Source organism: Caballeronia sp. LZ033, assembly GCF_031451265.1.
Lineage (GTDB): Bacteria > Pseudomonadota > Gammaproteobacteria > Burkholderiales > Burkholderiaceae > Caballeronia.
Genome location: NZ_JARUXQ010000001.1, coordinates 1,743,086 through 1,758,875, shown reverse-complemented (window position 1 = coordinate 1,758,875; position 15,790 = coordinate 1,743,086). Strand labels below are relative to the sequence as shown.

Here is a 15,790-nt window from a genome sequence, read left to right as displayed (position 1 = left end):
TGAGGTCAGACGCGGGCGGCCATGGCCGCCAGATTCAGTTCGCCGTGGGCGTCGAGCGCGTCATCGTCGGCGGCATTCGATTTGCCATTCGACTCGCCATTCGATTTACACCCGCACGAACCGCTGCCGCACGCATTCACGGGATTGCGCGGCAAGTAGTGATTCGCGGGCTTCGTGTCCCATTCGGGCATCAGCTGATAACCGCCGCGCTCCTCGATCGCCTTCGAGACGACCGACTCCGGATCATGGATGTCGCCGAAGAGCCGCGCCGAAGTCGGGCACGCGAGCACGCAGGCAGGCTTGCGGTCGCGCTCGGGCAGCGCCTCGTTATAGATGCGGTCGGCGCACAGCGTGCACTTGGTCATCTCCTTGCGTTCTTCGTCGAGTTCGCGCGCGCCGTAGGGGCACGCCCACGCGCAGTACTTGCAGCCGATGCACTTGTCGAAATCCACCAGCACGAGCCCGTCTTCCTTGCGCTTGTAGCTCGCGCCGGTCGGACAGACGGGCACGCACGGCGGGTCCTCGCAGTGCAGACACGACTTCGGGAAATGAATGGTGTCGGCGAGCGGAAACTCGCCCGACTCATAGGTCTGCACGCGGTTGAAGAAGGTGCCGGAGGGATCGGCGTCATAGGGGCGCTGATCCGCGAGGCTGCCCGCTTCGCCGGAGGTGTTCCATTCCTTGCAGCTAGTCACGCAGGCATGGCAGCCGACGCAGACGTTCAGATCGATCACGAGAGCCATCTGGGTCATCGGAGTCTCCTTCAGTTGCCCGGGTTGCGCTTCAACGCGTTGCGCAGGCGCGCCGCGAACTCGCCGCGTCCCGCGAAGTAGGTCTGTACGACGCGCTGCACCGGCCCGGCCATGCCCGGTGCGGGGCGCATCGGCGGGAATTGCGGCAGGGTATGGCGCGCGTCGGCTTCAGCGGGATAGACGCGTACGCGCACGTCGTACCAGGCCGCCTGTCCCGTCACCGGATCCGAATTGGAGTAGCGGGCGCCTTCGCGCTGCGGGTCGGGGATTTCATCGGTGATGAGGTGATTGAGCAGGAAGCCACGCTGCGATTCGTTGGCGTCGGCGCCGAGGCCCCACGCACCCGAGGCCTTGCCGATCGCGTTCCAGGTCCATACCGTGCCGGGCTCGACCGCCTCGCTGTAGCGCGCCATGCAGCGCACCTTGCCCCATGGCGATTCGACGTAGATCCAGCCGCCATCCTCGATGCCGTTCGCCTGGGCCATGCGCGGATTCATGTACAGCAGGTTCTCGCCATGAATCTGCCGCAGCCACGCGTTCTGCGAGTCCCATGAGTGATACATCGCCATCGGGCGTTGCGTGACGGCGGCGAGCGGGTAGCGTTCGAGGTCGGTCGTGTCGCGTTCGAGCGGGGCGTACCAGAAGGGCAGCGGATCGAAGTAATGTTCGATGCGCGCACGCAGATGATCCGGCGGCTGCCGGCCCTTCGTGCGTCCCTGGGCGGCAAGGCGGAACTTCTGCATCACGTCGGAATAGAGCTGGATCAGGATCGGCGTGTCGAACTTGCGGAAGCCTTTTTCGACCGACCACTTCAGATACGGCCCGTTCTGGCCGCGCATGTACTGGAATTCCTCGGGCATCGTGTAATGGAAGACGCAGTCGTGCTTCGCATACTCTTCCCACTGGTTCGGATTCGGCTCGCCGACCAGCGCATCCTTGCCGTCCTTGCCGCGCCAACCCATCAGGAAGCCCACGCCTGAGCCCGGGGCGGTCTGGTGATTGACGATGAAATCCGGATAGTCGCGATACTTGCGCGTGCCTTCCGGCGTCGTGAAGGCGGGCAGCTTCAGCCGGCTGCCGAGTTCGACGAGCACTTCCTGGAACGGCCGGCATTCGCCGGTGCGCGGCACGACCGGCACGCGTACCGAATCGCACGGACCGTCGAACTCGGAGATCGGGCGATCGAGCATCGACATCGCGTCGTGGCGTTCAAGATAGGTCGTGTCGGGCAGCACGAGATCGGCGAACGCGGTCATCTCGGACTGGAATGCATCGCAGACCACGATGAACGGAATCTTGTACTCGCCGCTCGCGTCCTTGTCGGCCAGCATCTTGCGCACTTCCATCGTGTTCATCGACGAGTTCCAGGCCATGTTGGCCATGAAGATCATCAGCGTGTCGATGGGATACGGATCGCCGCGCCAGGCGTTCGTGATGACGCTGTGCATGACGCCGTGCACCGCGAGCGGATATTCCCACGAGAAGGCCTTGTCGATGCGCACCGGCGTGCCGTCGTCGTGGATGAACAGGTCCTCGGGCGCGGCGGGCCAGCCGAGCGGGCCGCTGGCGAGCGGCGTGTTGGGCTGCACCTGGTCGGGATGATTCGGCGGTTTCGCGGACGGCGGCACTGCGCGCGGAAACGGCGACTTGTGGCGGAAGCCGCCCGGCCGGTCGATGGTGCCGAGCAAGGACATCAGCACCGCGAGGCCGCGAATCGACTGGAAGCCGTTCGAGTGCGCAGCGAGCCCGCGCATCGCATGGAACGCGATGGGATTGCCCGTCACGTGTTCATGCGTCTTGCCCCAGGCATCGGTCCAGCGGATCGGCAGCGTGATCTTGTGGTCGCGGCTCACCTGGATCATTTCGGCGGCCAGTCGCCGGATGGTCGCGACCGGAATGCCGGTGATCTCCGCCGCCCACTCCGGCGTGCAGGACGCGACCTGCTCGCGCAACAGCGCAAAGGATGGCGCGACGGGCGTGCCGTCTTCGAGCGTATAGCGGCCGTCGAGCGCGGGCTCGGCGTCCGGCGCGTGATGCGCGACCGCGCGGTTCGTCTTCGTGTCCCACCACAGATGATTCTGCGGGAAGAGCTTGTTGCCTTCGGGCGTGCTGGCATCCTCGACGAACAGGCCGAAGCGCTCGCTCGCCTCGTTCATGTCGAGCAGTTCGGCCGCGTTGGTGTAGCGCGTGACGAACTCGTGGTCGTAGGCGTCGGCGGCGATCAGTTCTTGGATCAGCGCCATGAAAAGGGCGCCGTCGGTGCCCGGGCGGATCGGCACCCATTCGTCGGCGATGGCCGCATAACCCGTGCGCACCGGATTGATCGCGATGAAGCGTCCGCCCGCGCGCTTGAACTTCGAGATGGCGATCTTGAGCGGGTTCGAGTGATGATCCTCCGCCGTGCCGATCATGAAAAACAGCTTCGACTGGTCGAGATCGGGACCGCCGAATTCCCAGAACGAACCGCCCATCGTGTAGATCATGCCGGCCGCCATGTTGGCCGAACAGAAGCCGCCATGCGCGGCGTAATTGGGCGTGCCGAAGTTCTTCGCGAACAGGCCCGTCAGCGCCTGCATCTGGTCGCGGCCGGTGAAGAGGGCGAACTGCTTGGGATCGGTGGCGCGCAGATGCGCGAGACGTTGTTCGAGCGTGTCGAGGGCCACGTCCCACGACACGGGTTCGAACTGCGCCTCGCCGCGCAACGCGCCGGGCTTGCGCATCAGCGGCTGGGTGAGACGCGCGGGCGAGTACTGCTTCATGATGCCCGACGCGCCTTTCGCGCAGATCACGCCCTGGTTCAATGGATGGTTCGGATTGCCGTCGATGTAGCGAACCTCGCCGTCGCGCAAATGCACGCGGATGCCGCAGCGGCACGCGCACATGTAGCACGTCGTGGTCTTGACATCGAGCGTCTCGTTCTGGGTGCGAGCGCCGTGTTCCATGAGTGCTCCTTCAAAAAGCGTCATCGCGCGATGGGGAGTTCGCGCGATGGATACTGCAACAGCCCGGTCAGCCGAACAGACGCTCGACGCCGAGGGTGATCGCAAGACCGCCGCCAACGAGCCATGCGTACAGGATCGCGCCGGTGGCGAGGGCACGCGGGCCGGCCGCGCGAATCTGCGCGAAGCGGGTTTCCATGCCGAGCGCCGTCATGGCCATCGTGAGCGCGAAGGTGTCGAGCATGTTGATCGTGCTGGTGGCGGTATCGGGCAGGACGTGCAGCGAGTTCACGACGACCAGTGCGAGGAAGCCGAGCGCGAACCACGGCACCGCGACCTTGCCTTTGCCTTGGGTCGGGTCCTGACCTGCGCCGGCGTTGCGCGAGCGGCTGATCCAGAAACCGATGACCAGCAGCACCGGCACCAGCAGCATCACGCGCGTCATCTTCACAATGGTGGCGATGTGCGTCGCTTCCGGACTGACGTTGCTCGCCGCGCCGACCACTTGGGCGACTTCATGGATCGTGCCGCCGAAGAACAGGCCCGCGCCGAGCGTGTCGAGATGCAGCCAGCCGGCATTGAGCGCGAGCGGATAGAGGAACATCGAGAGCGTGCCGAACAGCACGACGCTGCCGACCGCCATCGCGCTCTTGTGCGGCTTGGACTGGAGCGTCGATTCGAAGGCGAGCACGGCGGCCGCGCCGCAGATGGCGCTGCCGGCGGCGGTGAGCAGCGCGGTGTCGCGGTCGAGCTTCATGAGCTTCATGCCGGCCCAGGTGCCCACGACGAGCGTGCTGACGACAACCAGCACCGACACCGTGAACCCCGCTGCGCCGACCTGCGCGATCTCCTGCAGGCTGACCCGCAGGCCGAAGAACGCGACGGCGATGCGCAACAGCTTGCGCGCCGAGAAGTTGACGCCGGCGGCCCAGCTGTCGGGCATGCCGTGGCGCAATGCGTTGCCGTAGAGCGCGCCCGCGATGATGCCGACGATCAGCGGGCTGATTCCGACTCCCGCGATCGCGGGCACGGCGGCAACACGCGTCACGGCGGCGGCAAACAGCGCGACGAAGAGAATGCCGTTGAGCTGTCCACGTGTGGAAGACGCGGCGGGTGCGAGCGGGGAGGCGGACGGGACCGTGGACATGGAGGGTCTCAAGGATAGGTAGGAGTCTATGGCCTAATCCTATTCTCGATATATCAATATGAAAAATCGTGATTTAGAATGCCAAGTATCGGATAAGCGGATATTTGAAAGCGATGACCCCGGAGCAGCTGATAACCTTTGCGACCGTAGCGGAGCACGGCAACATCAGCCGCGCGGCGGTGGCGCTTCATCTCTCGCAGCCTGCGGTATCGGGGCAACTGCGGCTTTTGCAGGACGAATTCGGCGAGCCGCTTTATCAGCGCGACGGCCGCGGCATCCGCCTGACAGCGGCCGGCGAGCAACTGCTCGGGCATGCGGAGCGGCTACGTGAGACCTTCGCTCAGGCCCATGCGCTGCGCGACGCGCTGCGGGGGCTTGAACGCGGGACGCTGCGCATCGGCGCCAGTACGACGCCCGCCAGCTATCTGCTGCCATATCTGATCGCGGCGTTTCACAAGCGCTATCCCGATGTCACCGTGACGACCATCGACGGCAATACCAGCGACATCGTCGCGGCGCTCGGCGCGCTCGACATTGCACTGGTCGAAGGCCCGGCCGGGCAGGATCTGCCGCTCGGCACCACGGTGACGTCGTGGCGGGAGGACGAGATCGTCGCGATTGCACCGAAAGGGCATCCGCTCGCGGACGGCCGAGAATTCGTCACGCTCGACGAATTGGGGGCGCAGCCGCTCGTGTTGCGCGAGCCGGGCTCGGGGGTGCGGCTGATTGTCGAACGGGCGTTCGCGGAACACGGCGCGCCAATGCGTGCGGCGCTCGAAATCGCAGGCGTGGAGGGCGTGAAGGAAGCGGTGCGCGCGGGGATGGGCATCGGTTTCGTTTCGGCGATGTCGATCCGTCACGAGGACAACGCGCTGCAACGGCTGCGCCTCGCGCCCGAACCGCTCACGCGGCGCTTTTCCATTCTGCTGCCGCATGCCGCTACGCCTTCGCGTGTCGCCACGCGCTTTCTGGAACTGTGCGAGGAACCCGGCCTGATCGGCTAGGGAATTCCACTATGGCGCGCCTCACGTACTCTGACGCACCATTCGCTCTGAATCAGGACGCTGCGGCGTCTTTTTTGAAATCTTTAAATGGAACCGGTTCCAGCAGGCTGAATCGGACCGAATTCGATGGTGGCGCGCAGGTGAAGCAGATTTCTCGACAGAAAGCGGTATCGGAGGTGGTGATCGTCGCGAGCGCGTTCGGCGCGGAGGCGATTCGCTGCGACGGTCACGCCGTCTGGGCCAGCGCGGCGGCGAAGGCGGGCGCGCACGGCTTCGAAGTGCGCCGCGAACTGTTCGCCAGCGATGCCGATGTCCAGCCATCCGCACTCGCGCGCCTCGGCGAACGGATTCGCGCGCGGGCTTTGTGGGCCGTGTATTCCACGCCCGCCTGTCTGTTCCGTGACGACGGCGCGCTCGATTCAGACGCGCTTGCGCTTGCGATCAACGAAGCTGCGGCGCTGGGCGCGCGCCTCGTGAAGCTGCAACTCGGCGGCACGGAGCGCGCAGTCAAGACGGATGGCGTCACGCTGGATCGGCTGCTGTCGGGCGTCGCGACGTCGCGGGCGCGCGTGGTGGTCGAGAACGGACAGCTGAAGGCGGGAGGAACGATCGGCGCGTTCGAGACGCTGTTCGCCGCATTGCCGCGCCAGAGTGGCTTGGCGATGACGTTCGATACCGGCAACTGGCAGTGGGCGGAGCAGGATCCGCTCGATGCCGCCCGACGGCTCGCGCCGCATGTCGCCTACGTGCATTGCAAGGCGGTGATGGGCGAGGGCGGGCGCCGCTTCGCCGCCGCGCCGGCCGACGGCGACGCGCGTTTCGCGACGCTGCTCGCGCAACTGCCGGGCGACGTGCCGCGCGGCATCGAATATCCGTTCATGGCAGGTGCAGACATCTCGCTCGCGGACGACGCGGCGCGCCAGGTTGCCCGCATCGGCGCATTTGCGCGGCATTTTGAATAACGCATTTTGCATTCAGCAGTGCATTTTGCATTCAGCATCAACCTGTAGAGGAACCGACATGCAAGCTCAGACCGACTCCCTGGACGTCGTCACCTACGGCGAGGCGATGACGATGTTCGTCGCGGCCCAGACCGGCGATCTCGCCCGCGTCGGCCAGTTCACCAAGCGGGTGGCGGGCGCGGATCTGAACGTCGCGATCGGGCTGTCGCGGCTCGGCTTCAAGGTGGGCTGGATGAGCCGCGTGGGCAACGATTCGTTCGGCCGCTACGTGCTGGACGTGCTCGCGGCCGAGGGCATCGACGCGCGCCGCGTGGCGGTGGACCGGCGCTATCCGACCGGCTTCCAGCTCAAGGGCAAGTGCGACGACGGCAGCGACCCGGCCGTCGAGTACTTCCGCGCCGGATCGGCGGCCAGTCACCTGTCGCTCGACGACTACGCCGCCGACTACGTCCTCGGCGCACGGCATCTGCACCTGACGGGCGTGGCGCCGGCGATTTCCGCGACTTCACGCGAACTCGCCTTTCACATGGCCCGCGAAATGCGTGCGGCAGGCAAGACGATCTCGTTCGATCCGAACCTGCGGCCGACCTTGTGGCCGTCGCGCGAAGCCATGGCGGAGTCGCTCAATGCACTGGCCGCGCTGGCCGACTGGGTGCTGCCGGGCGTGACCGAGGGCCTGACGCTGACCGGCTACGCGAAGCCCGAGGACATCGCCGCGTTCTATCTCGAGCGCGGCGCGAAGGGCGTGGTCGTGAAGCTGGGCGCGCATGGCGCGTACTTCCGCACGGCGCGCGACGAGCAGGGCATCGTGCCGGCGCTTCCGGTGACGAACGTGGTCGACACGGTCGGCGCGGGCGATGGCTTTGCCGTCGGCGTGGTGAGCGCGCTGCTGGAAGGACACGACGTGCGGCATGCCATTGCGCGCGGCAATCGTATTGGCGGTCTGGCAATCCAGGTGATCGGCGACAGCGAAGGCCTGCCGACCCGCGCCGCGCTCGACCTGCTCGAACGGCAGGATGCCAGCGACAGGACGGCCAGCGCCGCGTTTGATCCGGCCTGAACGAGGGCCGCGGAGGCCTTCGCTCGTGAATTGAATCGTGCATTCAAAGTGCGTTAAACCGTGCACTCAGCGTGCATTCATCGGGCATTCAACATGCACGATGCCGCGCACCCAACGTTCTGCTTCAGGAGACAACCATGCAGACTTCCTCCACTCCCACGCTGGCCGTGCGCCGCTGGTGGGCGATCATGCCGATCGTCTTCATCACCTACAGCCTCGCCTACCTGGATCGCGCGAACTACGGTTTCGCGTCGGCCGCCGGCATCAACCAGGATCTAGGCATCAGCAAGGGGCTGTCTTCGCTGATCGGCGCGCTGTTCTTCCTCGGCTATTTCTTCTTCCAGATTCCCGGCGCGATCTACGCCGAGCGGCGCAGCGTGAAGAAGCTGGTGTTCTGGAGCCTGATCCTTTGGGGCGGGTGCGCGGCGCTCACCGGCATGGTGAGCAACATTCCGTCTCTGATGGCGATCCGCTTCGTGCTCGGCGTGGTCGAGGCCGCGGTGATGCCGGCGATGCTCGTGTTCATCGCCAACTGGTTCACGAAGTCGGAGCGTTCGCGCGCGAATACGTTCCTGATCCTCGGCAATCCGGTGACGGTGCTGTGGATGTCGGTCGTATCGGGCTATCTGGTGAACTCGTTCGGCTGGCGCCACATGTTCATCGCGGAAGGCCTGCCGGCCGTGGTCTGGGCGGTGATCTGGTGGTTCATCGTGAAGGACAAGCCGGCGCAGGTCAGCTGGCTCTCGGAACAGGAGAAACGCGATCTCGACGCCACGCTGCGCGCCGAGCAGGCGTCGATCAGGCCGGTCAAGAACTACCGCGAGGCCTTCAAGTCGCCGGCCGTCATTAAGCTGTGCGCGCAGTATTTCTGCTGGAGCATCGGCGTGTACGGGTTCGTGCTGTGGCTGCCCTCCATCCTGAAGAGCGGCTCGACGCTCGGCATGGTCGAGACCGGCTGGCTCTCGGCGGTGCCGTATCTCGCGGCGACTATCGCGATGCTGCTGGCGTCCTGGGCCTCGGACAAGCTGCAGGCGCGCAAGGCCTTCGTCTGGCCGTTCCTGCTGATCGGCGCCATTGCCTTCGCGGGCTCGTATCTGCTCGGCTCGACCAACTTCTGGGCCTCGTACGCGCTGCTGGTGATCGCCGGCGCGGCCATGTACGCGCCTTACGGACCGTTCTTCGCGATCGTGCCCGAGCTGCTGCCGAAGAACGTCGCGGGCGGGGCGATGGCGCTCATCAACAGCATGGGCGCGCTGGGCTCGTTCGTCGGCTCCTATGTTGTCGGCTATCTGAATGGCGCGACCGGTTCGCCCGCTGCCTCCTACGTCTTCATGAGCGCGGCGCTGCTGCTGTCAGTCTGGCTCACGCTGGCCGTCAAGCCGCAGGCCACGGTGCGCACGGGCGTGGCGGCGCGGTCCTGAGCCGTTTATGCTTGGCCCCTCCAACCTGCAATCGCATCGAGCGCCCATGACCCGAACCATCGTTGCCTACAAAGCCTTGCCCCCCGACGTCGACGCCTGGCTGCGCGAGCGCGCCGACGTCATCGATGTCGATCCGAAAGACCACGCCGCATTCGTCTCGGCGCTCCAACGTGCCGATGGCGCCATCGGCGCGAGCGTGAAGATCTCCGCCGACATGCTCGACGGCGCCACGCGCCTGAAGGCTTTCTCGACGATCTCCGTCGGCTTCGATCAGTTCGATGTCGCCGACCTCACGCGCCGCGGCATCGTGCTCACGCATACGCCCGACGTGCTCACCGAATCGACCGCCGACACCGTGTTCGCGCTGATCCTCTCGAGCGCGCGCCGCGTCGTGGAACTGGCCGACTGGGTTCGCGAAGGCCACTGGAAAGGGAGCATCGGCGAGGATTGCTTCGGCGTGGACGTGCAGGGCAAGACGCTCGGCATCGTGGGGCTGGGACGCATCGGCGGGGCGGTCGCGCGCCGCGCCGCGCTCGGCTTCCGGATGGACGTGCTCTACACCAACCGCAGCCCGAACGAGCAGGCCGAGCGTGACTACGGCGCGCGGCGTGTCGAACTCGACGAACTGCTCGCGCAGGCCGACTTCGTGTGCCTGCAAGTGCCGCTCACGCCCGAGACGCGCGGCATGATCGGCGCGGCCGAATTGGGCAAGATGAAGCGCAGCGCGATCCTCATCAATGCGTCGCGTGGCCCGACGGTAGACGAAGCCGCGCTGATCGACGCATTGCGCGACGGCACGATTCGCGGCGCGGGCCTCGATGTGTTCGAGCACGAACCGCTGCCCGCCGATTCACCGTTGCTTGCGATGAAGAATGTCGTTGCGTTGCCGCATATCGGCTCGGCCACGCACGAGACGCGTCACGCGATGGCGCGCAATGCAGCCGAAAACCTGATCGGCGCGCTCGACGGTACGCTGACGCAAAATATCGTCAATCGCGACGTGCTGACGCGCTGAGCGACAAGGATCGGGCCCGCGCATGCGCTAACATGCGCGATGCGAGCAGAACCATAATCAAGTCTGCGCGTGTCGCCGTTAGGCGCCCCGCGGGCCACGACCCTTATGTCCGACGATCCCTCTTCAACCCAGCCCCCGGCGCCGTTCGTCACGCGCCGTGCAACGATCACCGATGTCGCCCGCGAGGCGGGCACCGGCAAGACCAGCATCTCGCGCTACCTGAACGGCGAGATGGACGTGCTGTCGCCCGACCTGCGCGGGCGCATCGAGGCGGCCATCGCCAGGCTGGACTATCGGCCGAATCAGATGGCGCGGGGCCTCAAGCGCGGCCGCAACCGCCTGATCGGCATGCTGCTCGCCGACCTCACCAATCCGTACTCCGTGGAAGTGCTGCAGGGCGTCGAGGCCGCGTGCCACACGCTCGGCTACATGCCGCTCATCTGTCACGCGGCCAACGAGATCGACATGGAGCGGCGCTATCTGCAACTGCTGACGACATATCGCGTCGAAGGCGTCATCGTCAATGCGCTCGGCGTGAAGGAAGCATTGCTGCAGGGCTTCGCGCAGGGCGGCATTCCGGTCGTGCTGGTGGACCGCTCGGTGGAAGGGCTCGTCACCGACATGGTCGGGCTCGACAATCATGCGGCCGTGGCGCTGGCCACGCGTCATCTCGTCGCTGAAGGGTTCGACGAACTGCTGTTCATCGTGCAGCCCGTTACGCACGTCAGCTCGCGGCGTCTGCGTGAAGCGGCCTTCCGTGAAACGGTTGCGGCAACGGGTGCGAGCGGCGCAACGCTCGTGATCGATCTCGCCGATGCGTCGGCCGCGCTCGAACAACTCGACGCGCGCGTGAGCGCGGCACAGGCGGCGGGCAGGCGCGTCGCGCTGTTCGCCGCCAACGGGCCGGTTGCGTTGCGCGTCGCCGTGCATCTGAAGGCGCGCTATGGCGCGGACTGGCAGGCACGCGTCGCGCTGATGTCGATCGACGATTCCGAATGGGCCCAGCTCGCCGGCATGACGACGGTGCGGCAGCCGACCGGCGATATCGGCCGGCGCGCGGTCGAGTTTCTGCATGAACGGCTCGGCGGCGCCACGATGCCCGCGCGCGAATGCCTGCTGCCCGGCGAGCTCATCGTGCGCGCTTCCACGGCGCGCGATCCGCACGTGCTATCCCAAGGAACCTGAGGAACTGGAATGGTCAGTGTGTCGACCTTGTTGTGTCTTGCGCTGGCGGCGCTGCTGATCGCCGCGCTGCCCGTCGTGCTGTACCGGAAGCTAAGGCCGCGTTTCGGCATCGTGCCGCGCGAAACGATTCTCGGCGTGGGCGTGTTCGCGCTCTTCGCGATGGTCATCGAACGCGCGCTGCATGGCTTCGTGCTCGCCAATGCCGTCACGTCCGGCTGGCTCGCGAGCCCCGCGGTGTTCGTCGTCTATGGCGCGCTGGCCGCCGGTGTCTGCGAGGAAGTTGGCCGCTTTCTCGCGATGAAGTGGCTCATCTCGCGCGAACCCGGCGCGCTGGACCGCGTCGGACCGGGGCTTGGACTTGGCATCGGACATGGCGGCGCCGAGGCGTGGATCGTCGGCGTGCTGGTGCAGGTGCAATGGATCATCTACGCGGTGCTCGCCGACCGCGGCACGCTCGATGCGCATTTTGCGAACGCGCCGCTCGAAGCGGTCGCGCGCATCCATCTGGTGCTGCTGAGTCTCTCGCCGGTATCGGCGGCCATCTTCGTGATCGAGCGCGCGAGCGCGTTCGTCCTGCAACTCGGCTTCTCTGCACTGATGTGGCAGATGTTGCGCGAACGCTCGCGTCATGCGTTGCCGTTCCTGATCGCGGCGCATGCGCTTGTCGGCCTGCCTGCCGCGTTGTTCCAGGCGCGGCTGGTGCCGCTCTTCGCCGCCGATGCCGTGTATCTCGCGCTCGGCGTGTTCGTCGCAGTGGGGCTGGTGCGCTACTATCGGCGCGCGGCCTGAACCGTATCCGCCACTTCCCGATCTCTCTTCGACACGGCATGGAAGACTATCAATACGACTGCCCGAGCGCGGACATCGACATGCTGGCGCGTGTGATCTCCGACCTCTTTCCGGAACAGACGCAGTTCGTCGAGCGCAAGGACGACACGGGCCGTACCTCGCTCGTGATTCACTACGTGGCCATGCGCTTTGGCGCGCAGGCGCGGCGCATTGCCATCGACGTGCGCTTCGATCCGGATGCGCTCGCACGCTACCGCGCGACGCCGCCGCGCATGCACGCACGCAGTTATGCGGTGTTGCGCGCGTATGTGGAGGCCACGCTCGGATCGCTGGAGGAGCAGTATGCGAACGGCGAGGCTGTGCCGCGCGAGGTCGAACTGGAGATAGGCGAGGACTTCGCCTGAGGCGTCTGGACTTTGGCGTGCGTTTTTAAAGCACGCGGTACACCTTGGCAAAGCGCGCTGCCTTGACGACGCCGTAGTCGCCGGGCGCGTATTGCATGACCCAGTCGCCGGCATCGCCCGTGAGGATGTCGCCGGCGGCCGAGCGCGCGATGGAGAAGGGCTCGTGCATCTCGCGAGCAAGCACGACGCTCGGCAGGTTGCGATAGATGCCCGGCTCGCCATGCGCAATGCCGCCTTCCGGCGCGTACTTCGTATCGAAGCGTGCGCGCGACACGACCCAGCGTTCCCCGCCGGCGCCGCTGACGATGGCATCGCCTTGTGTGTGCCGGTTCGGGCCTTCGAGACTCATCAGTTCGCCGTCGCCGGCTGCGAATTCGACAGATACGGCTTCGTCCTTGACGACGCGGCATGCGGCCGGGTCAGAGGCGAGATCGAGCTGGGTCAGATGGAGCATGGTGCGTTGCCGGATGGCGTGACATGGGGATGCGGGATCGTAACGGCATTCGCGCGCATTGTGCGCCTCGTCATGTGAAAAAGCCCGCCTAGGCGGGCTTTGTATGCATCATGCAAGATTCAACTCAGGGCTTGGTTGCCGAAGCCGGCGCCGGGCTGGCCGCATGCGGGCGACGATGCGCACGATGGCGGTGGTCCTTGGCATGCTCGTCGCGGAAGCTGGTATCGGCCAGTTTCTTCTGCTCCGGCGAGAGGCTCGCGTAAAGCGGCTCGAAAGCCTCGACGAGGCGCTTCGTGCCGTCCGCGTTTGCTTGCGTGATCTGCTGATACTGCTTCATGTCGTCGAGCGCGGACATCGTGCTGCGCTGGGCGACGCGCTGGCGATAGAGATCGGCCATGGTGCGGCCGTTGTCGCGCATCACGTCGGCGAACTTCGACCATTGCTCTTCCTGCTGCGGCGTGATCTTGAGGCTCGAGTGAAGCTCAGCGATACGCTCTTCAGTGCGCGCCTCGCGATTCGAGGCGGCCGGCGCTGAAGCGGCGGTTTGGGCAGAAGGAGCGGCCGGCGCGGAAGCGGCTGCGGGCGCGGACGATTGTGCGAAGACCGGGCTCAATGCGCCCAGCGAGACCAGCGAGGCGGCCAGGGTGACGAGAGTTCTCTTCATTCGTATATACCTTGAATCGAGATGAAAGGTGGGCGTGCCGGTATGCTGCATGCCGTTGGCGGATATTAGTATCACGATTGCATTCAAATTCGCTTGCATTGCGACAACTGCTTACATTCGATACGACTCTGGAAAAAAAGCGCAGTGGATACCTTGTTGAGCATGCGGGTCTTCGTGGCCATCGTGGATCTGGGCAGCCTGAGCGCCGCGGCCGAGCGCTTTTCCATCTCCGCGCCAATGGCCGGCAAGCATCTGCAGGCGCTGGAGGCGCGTCTGAACACGCGCCTGATGGTACGCACGACGCGGCGCCAGAGTCTGACCGAGGTCGGCCGCGAATACTACGAACGCTGCCGCCGCATTCTCGCCGACGTCGATGCCGCCGATACCCTTGCAGAAGCCATGAGCGCGACGCCACGCGGTGTGTTGCGCGTGACGGTGCCGCTGACCTACGGCGTGCATTTCGTCACGCCGGCCGTGACTGATTTTCTGGCGGCGTTTCCGCAGATCGCGGTGGAGCTGGATCTCACCAACCGCATGGTCGATATCGTCGAGGAACGGTTCGATGCGGCCGTGCGCATCGGCGCGCTGGCGGATTCGAGTTTCGTCGCACGCCCGTTGAAGCCTTATGCCATGGCTGTGTGCGCGGCGCCCGGCTATCTTGCGCGTGCGGGGACGCCCGCAACGCCCGCCGATCTCGCGGGACACGAGTGCCTGGGTTTCGTGCATCAGGGACGCGAGGCGGGCTGGCGACTGGAGGGGGAAGATGACGCGATCCTCGCACGCCGCACCGGTTCCGCGCGCTTTCGGGCAAACAACGGCGAGGCGCTGAAGAAAGCCGCGCTGGCGGGCTTCGGGCTGGTGTTGCAGCCGCATGCGTTGGTCGAGGACGAGTTGAATAGCGGCGCGCTGGTGGCGGTGTTGCAGGCGTACTTGCCGAAATCCTCGCCGGTGCATCTGGTGTATCCCCGTGATACGCGCGCGACGCCGAAGCTCGCGAGTTTCGTCGACTTCATGATGGCGCGGCTGGGGGTGTGATGACGGGAGTTGGGCGACGGCGATTGAGAGTGCTTGGCACGATGCAAACGTGCTGGCGGCAAGCCTTGTGTGAACCGGGCCGCGACTCGAACGTACGACGCTGCTGATGTCCCAGGCCCGTCGGCGATAATGCAAAACACAAAATGCCAAATGCCGGTTTGCATTCAATACGCGTAACGCAAAATGCAACGTGGTGCGAGTGAGGTGCAAAAACGGGAGGTGCAGTGCAGGCGTGACGTTGCTTCGTTACCCGGCGGCCCCTTCGTGAGGGCGACGGAAAGCACAGACCGCGCGCCGGCATGCAAGATTACGCATGCCGAATACCCTTTGGCATTCAAAACGCATAGCGCGTAATGCATAACGCATAGAACCAACTCAGCCAATACAAAACGCCAGGAACGACGCACACATGAGACCGCCGCGCCTCGATCAACTCGACGACATCGATCGCAACCTCGTCGCGCTTTTGCAGATGAACGCCCGCGAGAGCGTCGCCGAACTTGCGCGGCAGCTTGGCGTCGCGCGCACCACGGTGATCGCACGGATCGCGCGGCTCGAAAAGAATCAGGTGATCGCGGGCTATGGCGTGCGACTCGGACAGGACGTGCTCGACGCGAGTATCCAGGCCTACGTGGGCATCAAGCTGACGCCGCGATATGGGCGCGATCTGCAGAAGCGTTTTGCGCGCATGCCCGAGATCCAGTTGCTCTGCGCGGTAAGCGGCGAATTCGATTACGTCGCCTGGCTGCGCGCCGACTCACCCGACCGCCTCAATGACCTGCTCGACGAAATCGGCGCGCTGGAAGGCGTCGAGCGGACGACGACGTCCATCATCCTGGCGCGCAAGATCGACCGGGCAGGTTAGCCGGACACGACAAAACGCAGTATTGTCCCGTCGAAACGTCGAAAACCTTCGTCGAAGCGCATCACTTTGCGTCTAGGAACCGCATTCGTCCGCC

At 65.5% G+C, this 15,790-nt stretch carries 15 protein-coding genes; 10 read left to right on the top strand and 5 right to left on the bottom strand.

Annotated features, from left to right (window positions below):
• Positions 1-5: 5 nt before the first annotated feature.
• From QCE62_RS08230 to QCE62_RS08220, 3 genes are all read right to left on the bottom strand, one after another.
• Positions 6-752: a 4Fe-4S dicluster domain-containing protein gene (locus QCE62_RS08230; protein ID WP_309916446.1), complete on the bottom strand. Its 747-nt coding sequence runs from the start codon at positions 750-752 to the stop codon at positions 6-8.
• Positions 753-763: 11 nt separating this feature from the next.
• Positions 764-3,694, bottom strand: a complete 2,931-nt coding sequence (locus tag QCE62_RS08225) for a molybdopterin oxidoreductase family protein (protein ID WP_309916443.1) — start codon at positions 3,692-3,694, stop codon at positions 764-766.
• A gap of 67 nt (positions 3,695-3,761) precedes the next feature.
• Positions 3,762-4,838 carry a YeiH family protein gene (locus tag QCE62_RS08220; RefSeq protein WP_309916440.1) on the bottom strand — a complete coding sequence of 359 codons (1,077 nt, stop codon included), beginning with the start codon at positions 4,836-4,838 and terminating at the stop codon, positions 3,762-3,764.
• A gap of 113 nt (positions 4,839-4,951) precedes the next feature.
• On the opposite strand from QCE62_RS08220, the gene QCE62_RS08215 reads away from it, so the two are divergent.
• The 8 genes from QCE62_RS08215 (at position 4,952) to QCE62_RS08180 (ending at position 12,678) form a co-directional block, all read left to right on the top strand.
• Positions 4,952-5,842, top strand: coding sequence for a LysR family transcriptional regulator (locus QCE62_RS08215; RefSeq protein ID WP_309916438.1), 891 nt, complete (start codon positions 4,952-4,954; stop codon positions 5,840-5,842).
• 140 nt (positions 5,843-5,982) lie between these two features.
• Entirely contained in the window at positions 5,983-6,804 is an 822-nt protein-coding gene (locus tag QCE62_RS08210) for a TIM barrel protein (RefSeq protein ID WP_309916435.1), read from the top strand.
• Between the two features lie 58 nt (positions 6,805-6,862).
• On the top strand, positions 6,863-7,864 hold the full coding sequence (locus QCE62_RS08205; RefSeq protein ID WP_309916432.1) for a sugar kinase: 1,002 nt from the start codon (positions 6,863-6,865) through the stop codon (positions 7,862-7,864).
• Positions 7,865-8,001: 137 nt separating this feature from the next.
• Positions 8,002-9,285: an MFS transporter gene (locus QCE62_RS08200; protein WP_309916429.1), complete on the top strand. Its 1,284-nt coding sequence runs from the start codon at positions 8,002-8,004 to the stop codon at positions 9,283-9,285.
• A 46-nt stretch (positions 9,286-9,331) separates the two neighbouring features.
• On the top strand, positions 9,332-10,300 hold the full coding sequence (locus QCE62_RS08195; RefSeq protein ID WP_309916426.1) for a D-glycerate dehydrogenase: 969 nt from the start codon (positions 9,332-9,334) through the stop codon (positions 10,298-10,300).
• 105 nt (positions 10,301-10,405) lie between these two features.
• Positions 10,406-11,485 (top strand): LacI family DNA-binding transcriptional regulator, encoded by a 1,080-nt coding sequence (locus QCE62_RS08190; protein ID WP_309916423.1) that lies wholly within the window; start codon positions 10,406-10,408, stop codon positions 11,483-11,485.
• 9 nt (positions 11,486-11,494) lie between these two features.
• On the top strand, positions 11,495-12,274 hold the full coding sequence (locus QCE62_RS08185) for a YhfC family glutamic-type intramembrane protease (protein WP_309916420.1): 780 nt from the start codon (positions 11,495-11,497) through the stop codon (positions 12,272-12,274).
• A 38-nt stretch (positions 12,275-12,312) separates the two neighbouring features.
• Complete coding sequence (locus QCE62_RS08180) at positions 12,313-12,678, top strand: DUF3022 domain-containing protein (RefSeq protein ID WP_309916417.1); 366 nt, start codon at positions 12,313-12,315, stop codon at positions 12,676-12,678.
• Between the two features lie 25 nt (positions 12,679-12,703).
• On the opposite strand, the gene QCE62_RS08175 is transcribed toward QCE62_RS08180, so the two are convergent.
• A complete protein-coding gene (locus QCE62_RS08175; RefSeq protein ID WP_309916415.1) occupies positions 12,704-13,132 on the bottom strand; it encodes a PGDYG domain-containing protein in 429 nt (142 codons plus the stop codon).
• A 124-nt stretch (positions 13,133-13,256) separates the two neighbouring features.
• Positions 13,257-13,796 carry a Spy/CpxP family protein refolding chaperone gene (locus QCE62_RS08170; RefSeq protein ID WP_309919718.1) on the bottom strand — a complete coding sequence of 180 codons (540 nt, stop codon included), beginning with the start codon at positions 13,794-13,796 and terminating at the stop codon, positions 13,257-13,259.
• A gap of 144 nt (positions 13,797-13,940) precedes the next feature.
• Here QCE62_RS08170 and QCE62_RS08165 point away from each other — a divergent pair, with 144 nt between their 5' ends.
• Together QCE62_RS08165 and QCE62_RS08160 are read left to right on the top strand one after the other, a co-directional pair.
• Entirely contained in the window at positions 13,941-14,831 is an 891-nt protein-coding gene (locus QCE62_RS08165; RefSeq protein ID WP_309919715.1) for a LysR family transcriptional regulator, read from the top strand.
• A 409-nt stretch (positions 14,832-15,240) separates the two neighbouring features.
• Positions 15,241-15,696, top strand: a complete 456-nt coding sequence (locus QCE62_RS08160) for an Lrp/AsnC family transcriptional regulator (protein WP_309832366.1) — start codon at positions 15,241-15,243, stop codon at positions 15,694-15,696.
• Positions 15,697-15,790 lie beyond the last annotated feature (94 nt).

Coding starts and splice junctions, on each gene's coding strand:
- QCE62_RS08195 (WP_309916426.1), top strand. CDS start 9,332: ATGACCCGAACCATCGTTGCCTACAAAGCCTTGCCCCCCGACGTCGAC.
- QCE62_RS08175 (WP_309916415.1), bottom strand. CDS start 13,132: ATGCTCCATCTGACCCAGCTCGATCTCGCCTCTGACCCGGCCGCATGC.
- QCE62_RS08185 (WP_309916420.1), top strand. CDS start 11,495: ATGGTCAGTGTGTCGACCTTGTTGTGTCTTGCGCTGGCGGCGCTGCTG.
- QCE62_RS08180 (WP_309916417.1), top strand. CDS start 12,313: ATGGAAGACTATCAATACGACTGCCCGAGCGCGGACATCGACATGCTG.
- QCE62_RS08215 (WP_309916438.1), top strand. CDS start 4,952: ATGACCCCGGAGCAGCTGATAACCTTTGCGACCGTAGCGGAGCACGGC.
- QCE62_RS08230 (WP_309916446.1), bottom strand. CDS start 752: ATGACCCAGATGGCTCTCGTGATCGATCTGAACGTCTGCGTCGGCTGC.
- QCE62_RS08190 (WP_309916423.1), top strand. CDS start 10,406: ATGTCCGACGATCCCTCTTCAACCCAGCCCCCGGCGCCGTTCGTCACG.
- QCE62_RS08205 (WP_309916432.1), top strand. CDS start 6,863: ATGCAAGCTCAGACCGACTCCCTGGACGTCGTCACCTACGGCGAGGCG.
- QCE62_RS08200 (WP_309916429.1), top strand. CDS start 8,002: ATGCAGACTTCCTCCACTCCCACGCTGGCCGTGCGCCGCTGGTGGGCG.
- QCE62_RS08220 (WP_309916440.1), bottom strand. CDS start 4,838: ATGTCCACGGTCCCGTCCGCCTCCCCGCTCGCACCCGCCGCGTCTTCC.
- QCE62_RS08170 (WP_309919718.1), bottom strand. CDS start 13,796: ATGAAGAGAACTCTCGTCACCCTGGCCGCCTCGCTGGTCTCGCTGGGC.
- QCE62_RS08225 (WP_309916443.1), bottom strand. CDS start 3,694: ATGGAACACGGCGCTCGCACCCAGAACGAGACGCTCGATGTCAAGACC.
- QCE62_RS08160 (WP_309832366.1), top strand. CDS start 15,241: ATGAGACCGCCGCGCCTCGATCAACTCGACGACATCGATCGCAACCTC.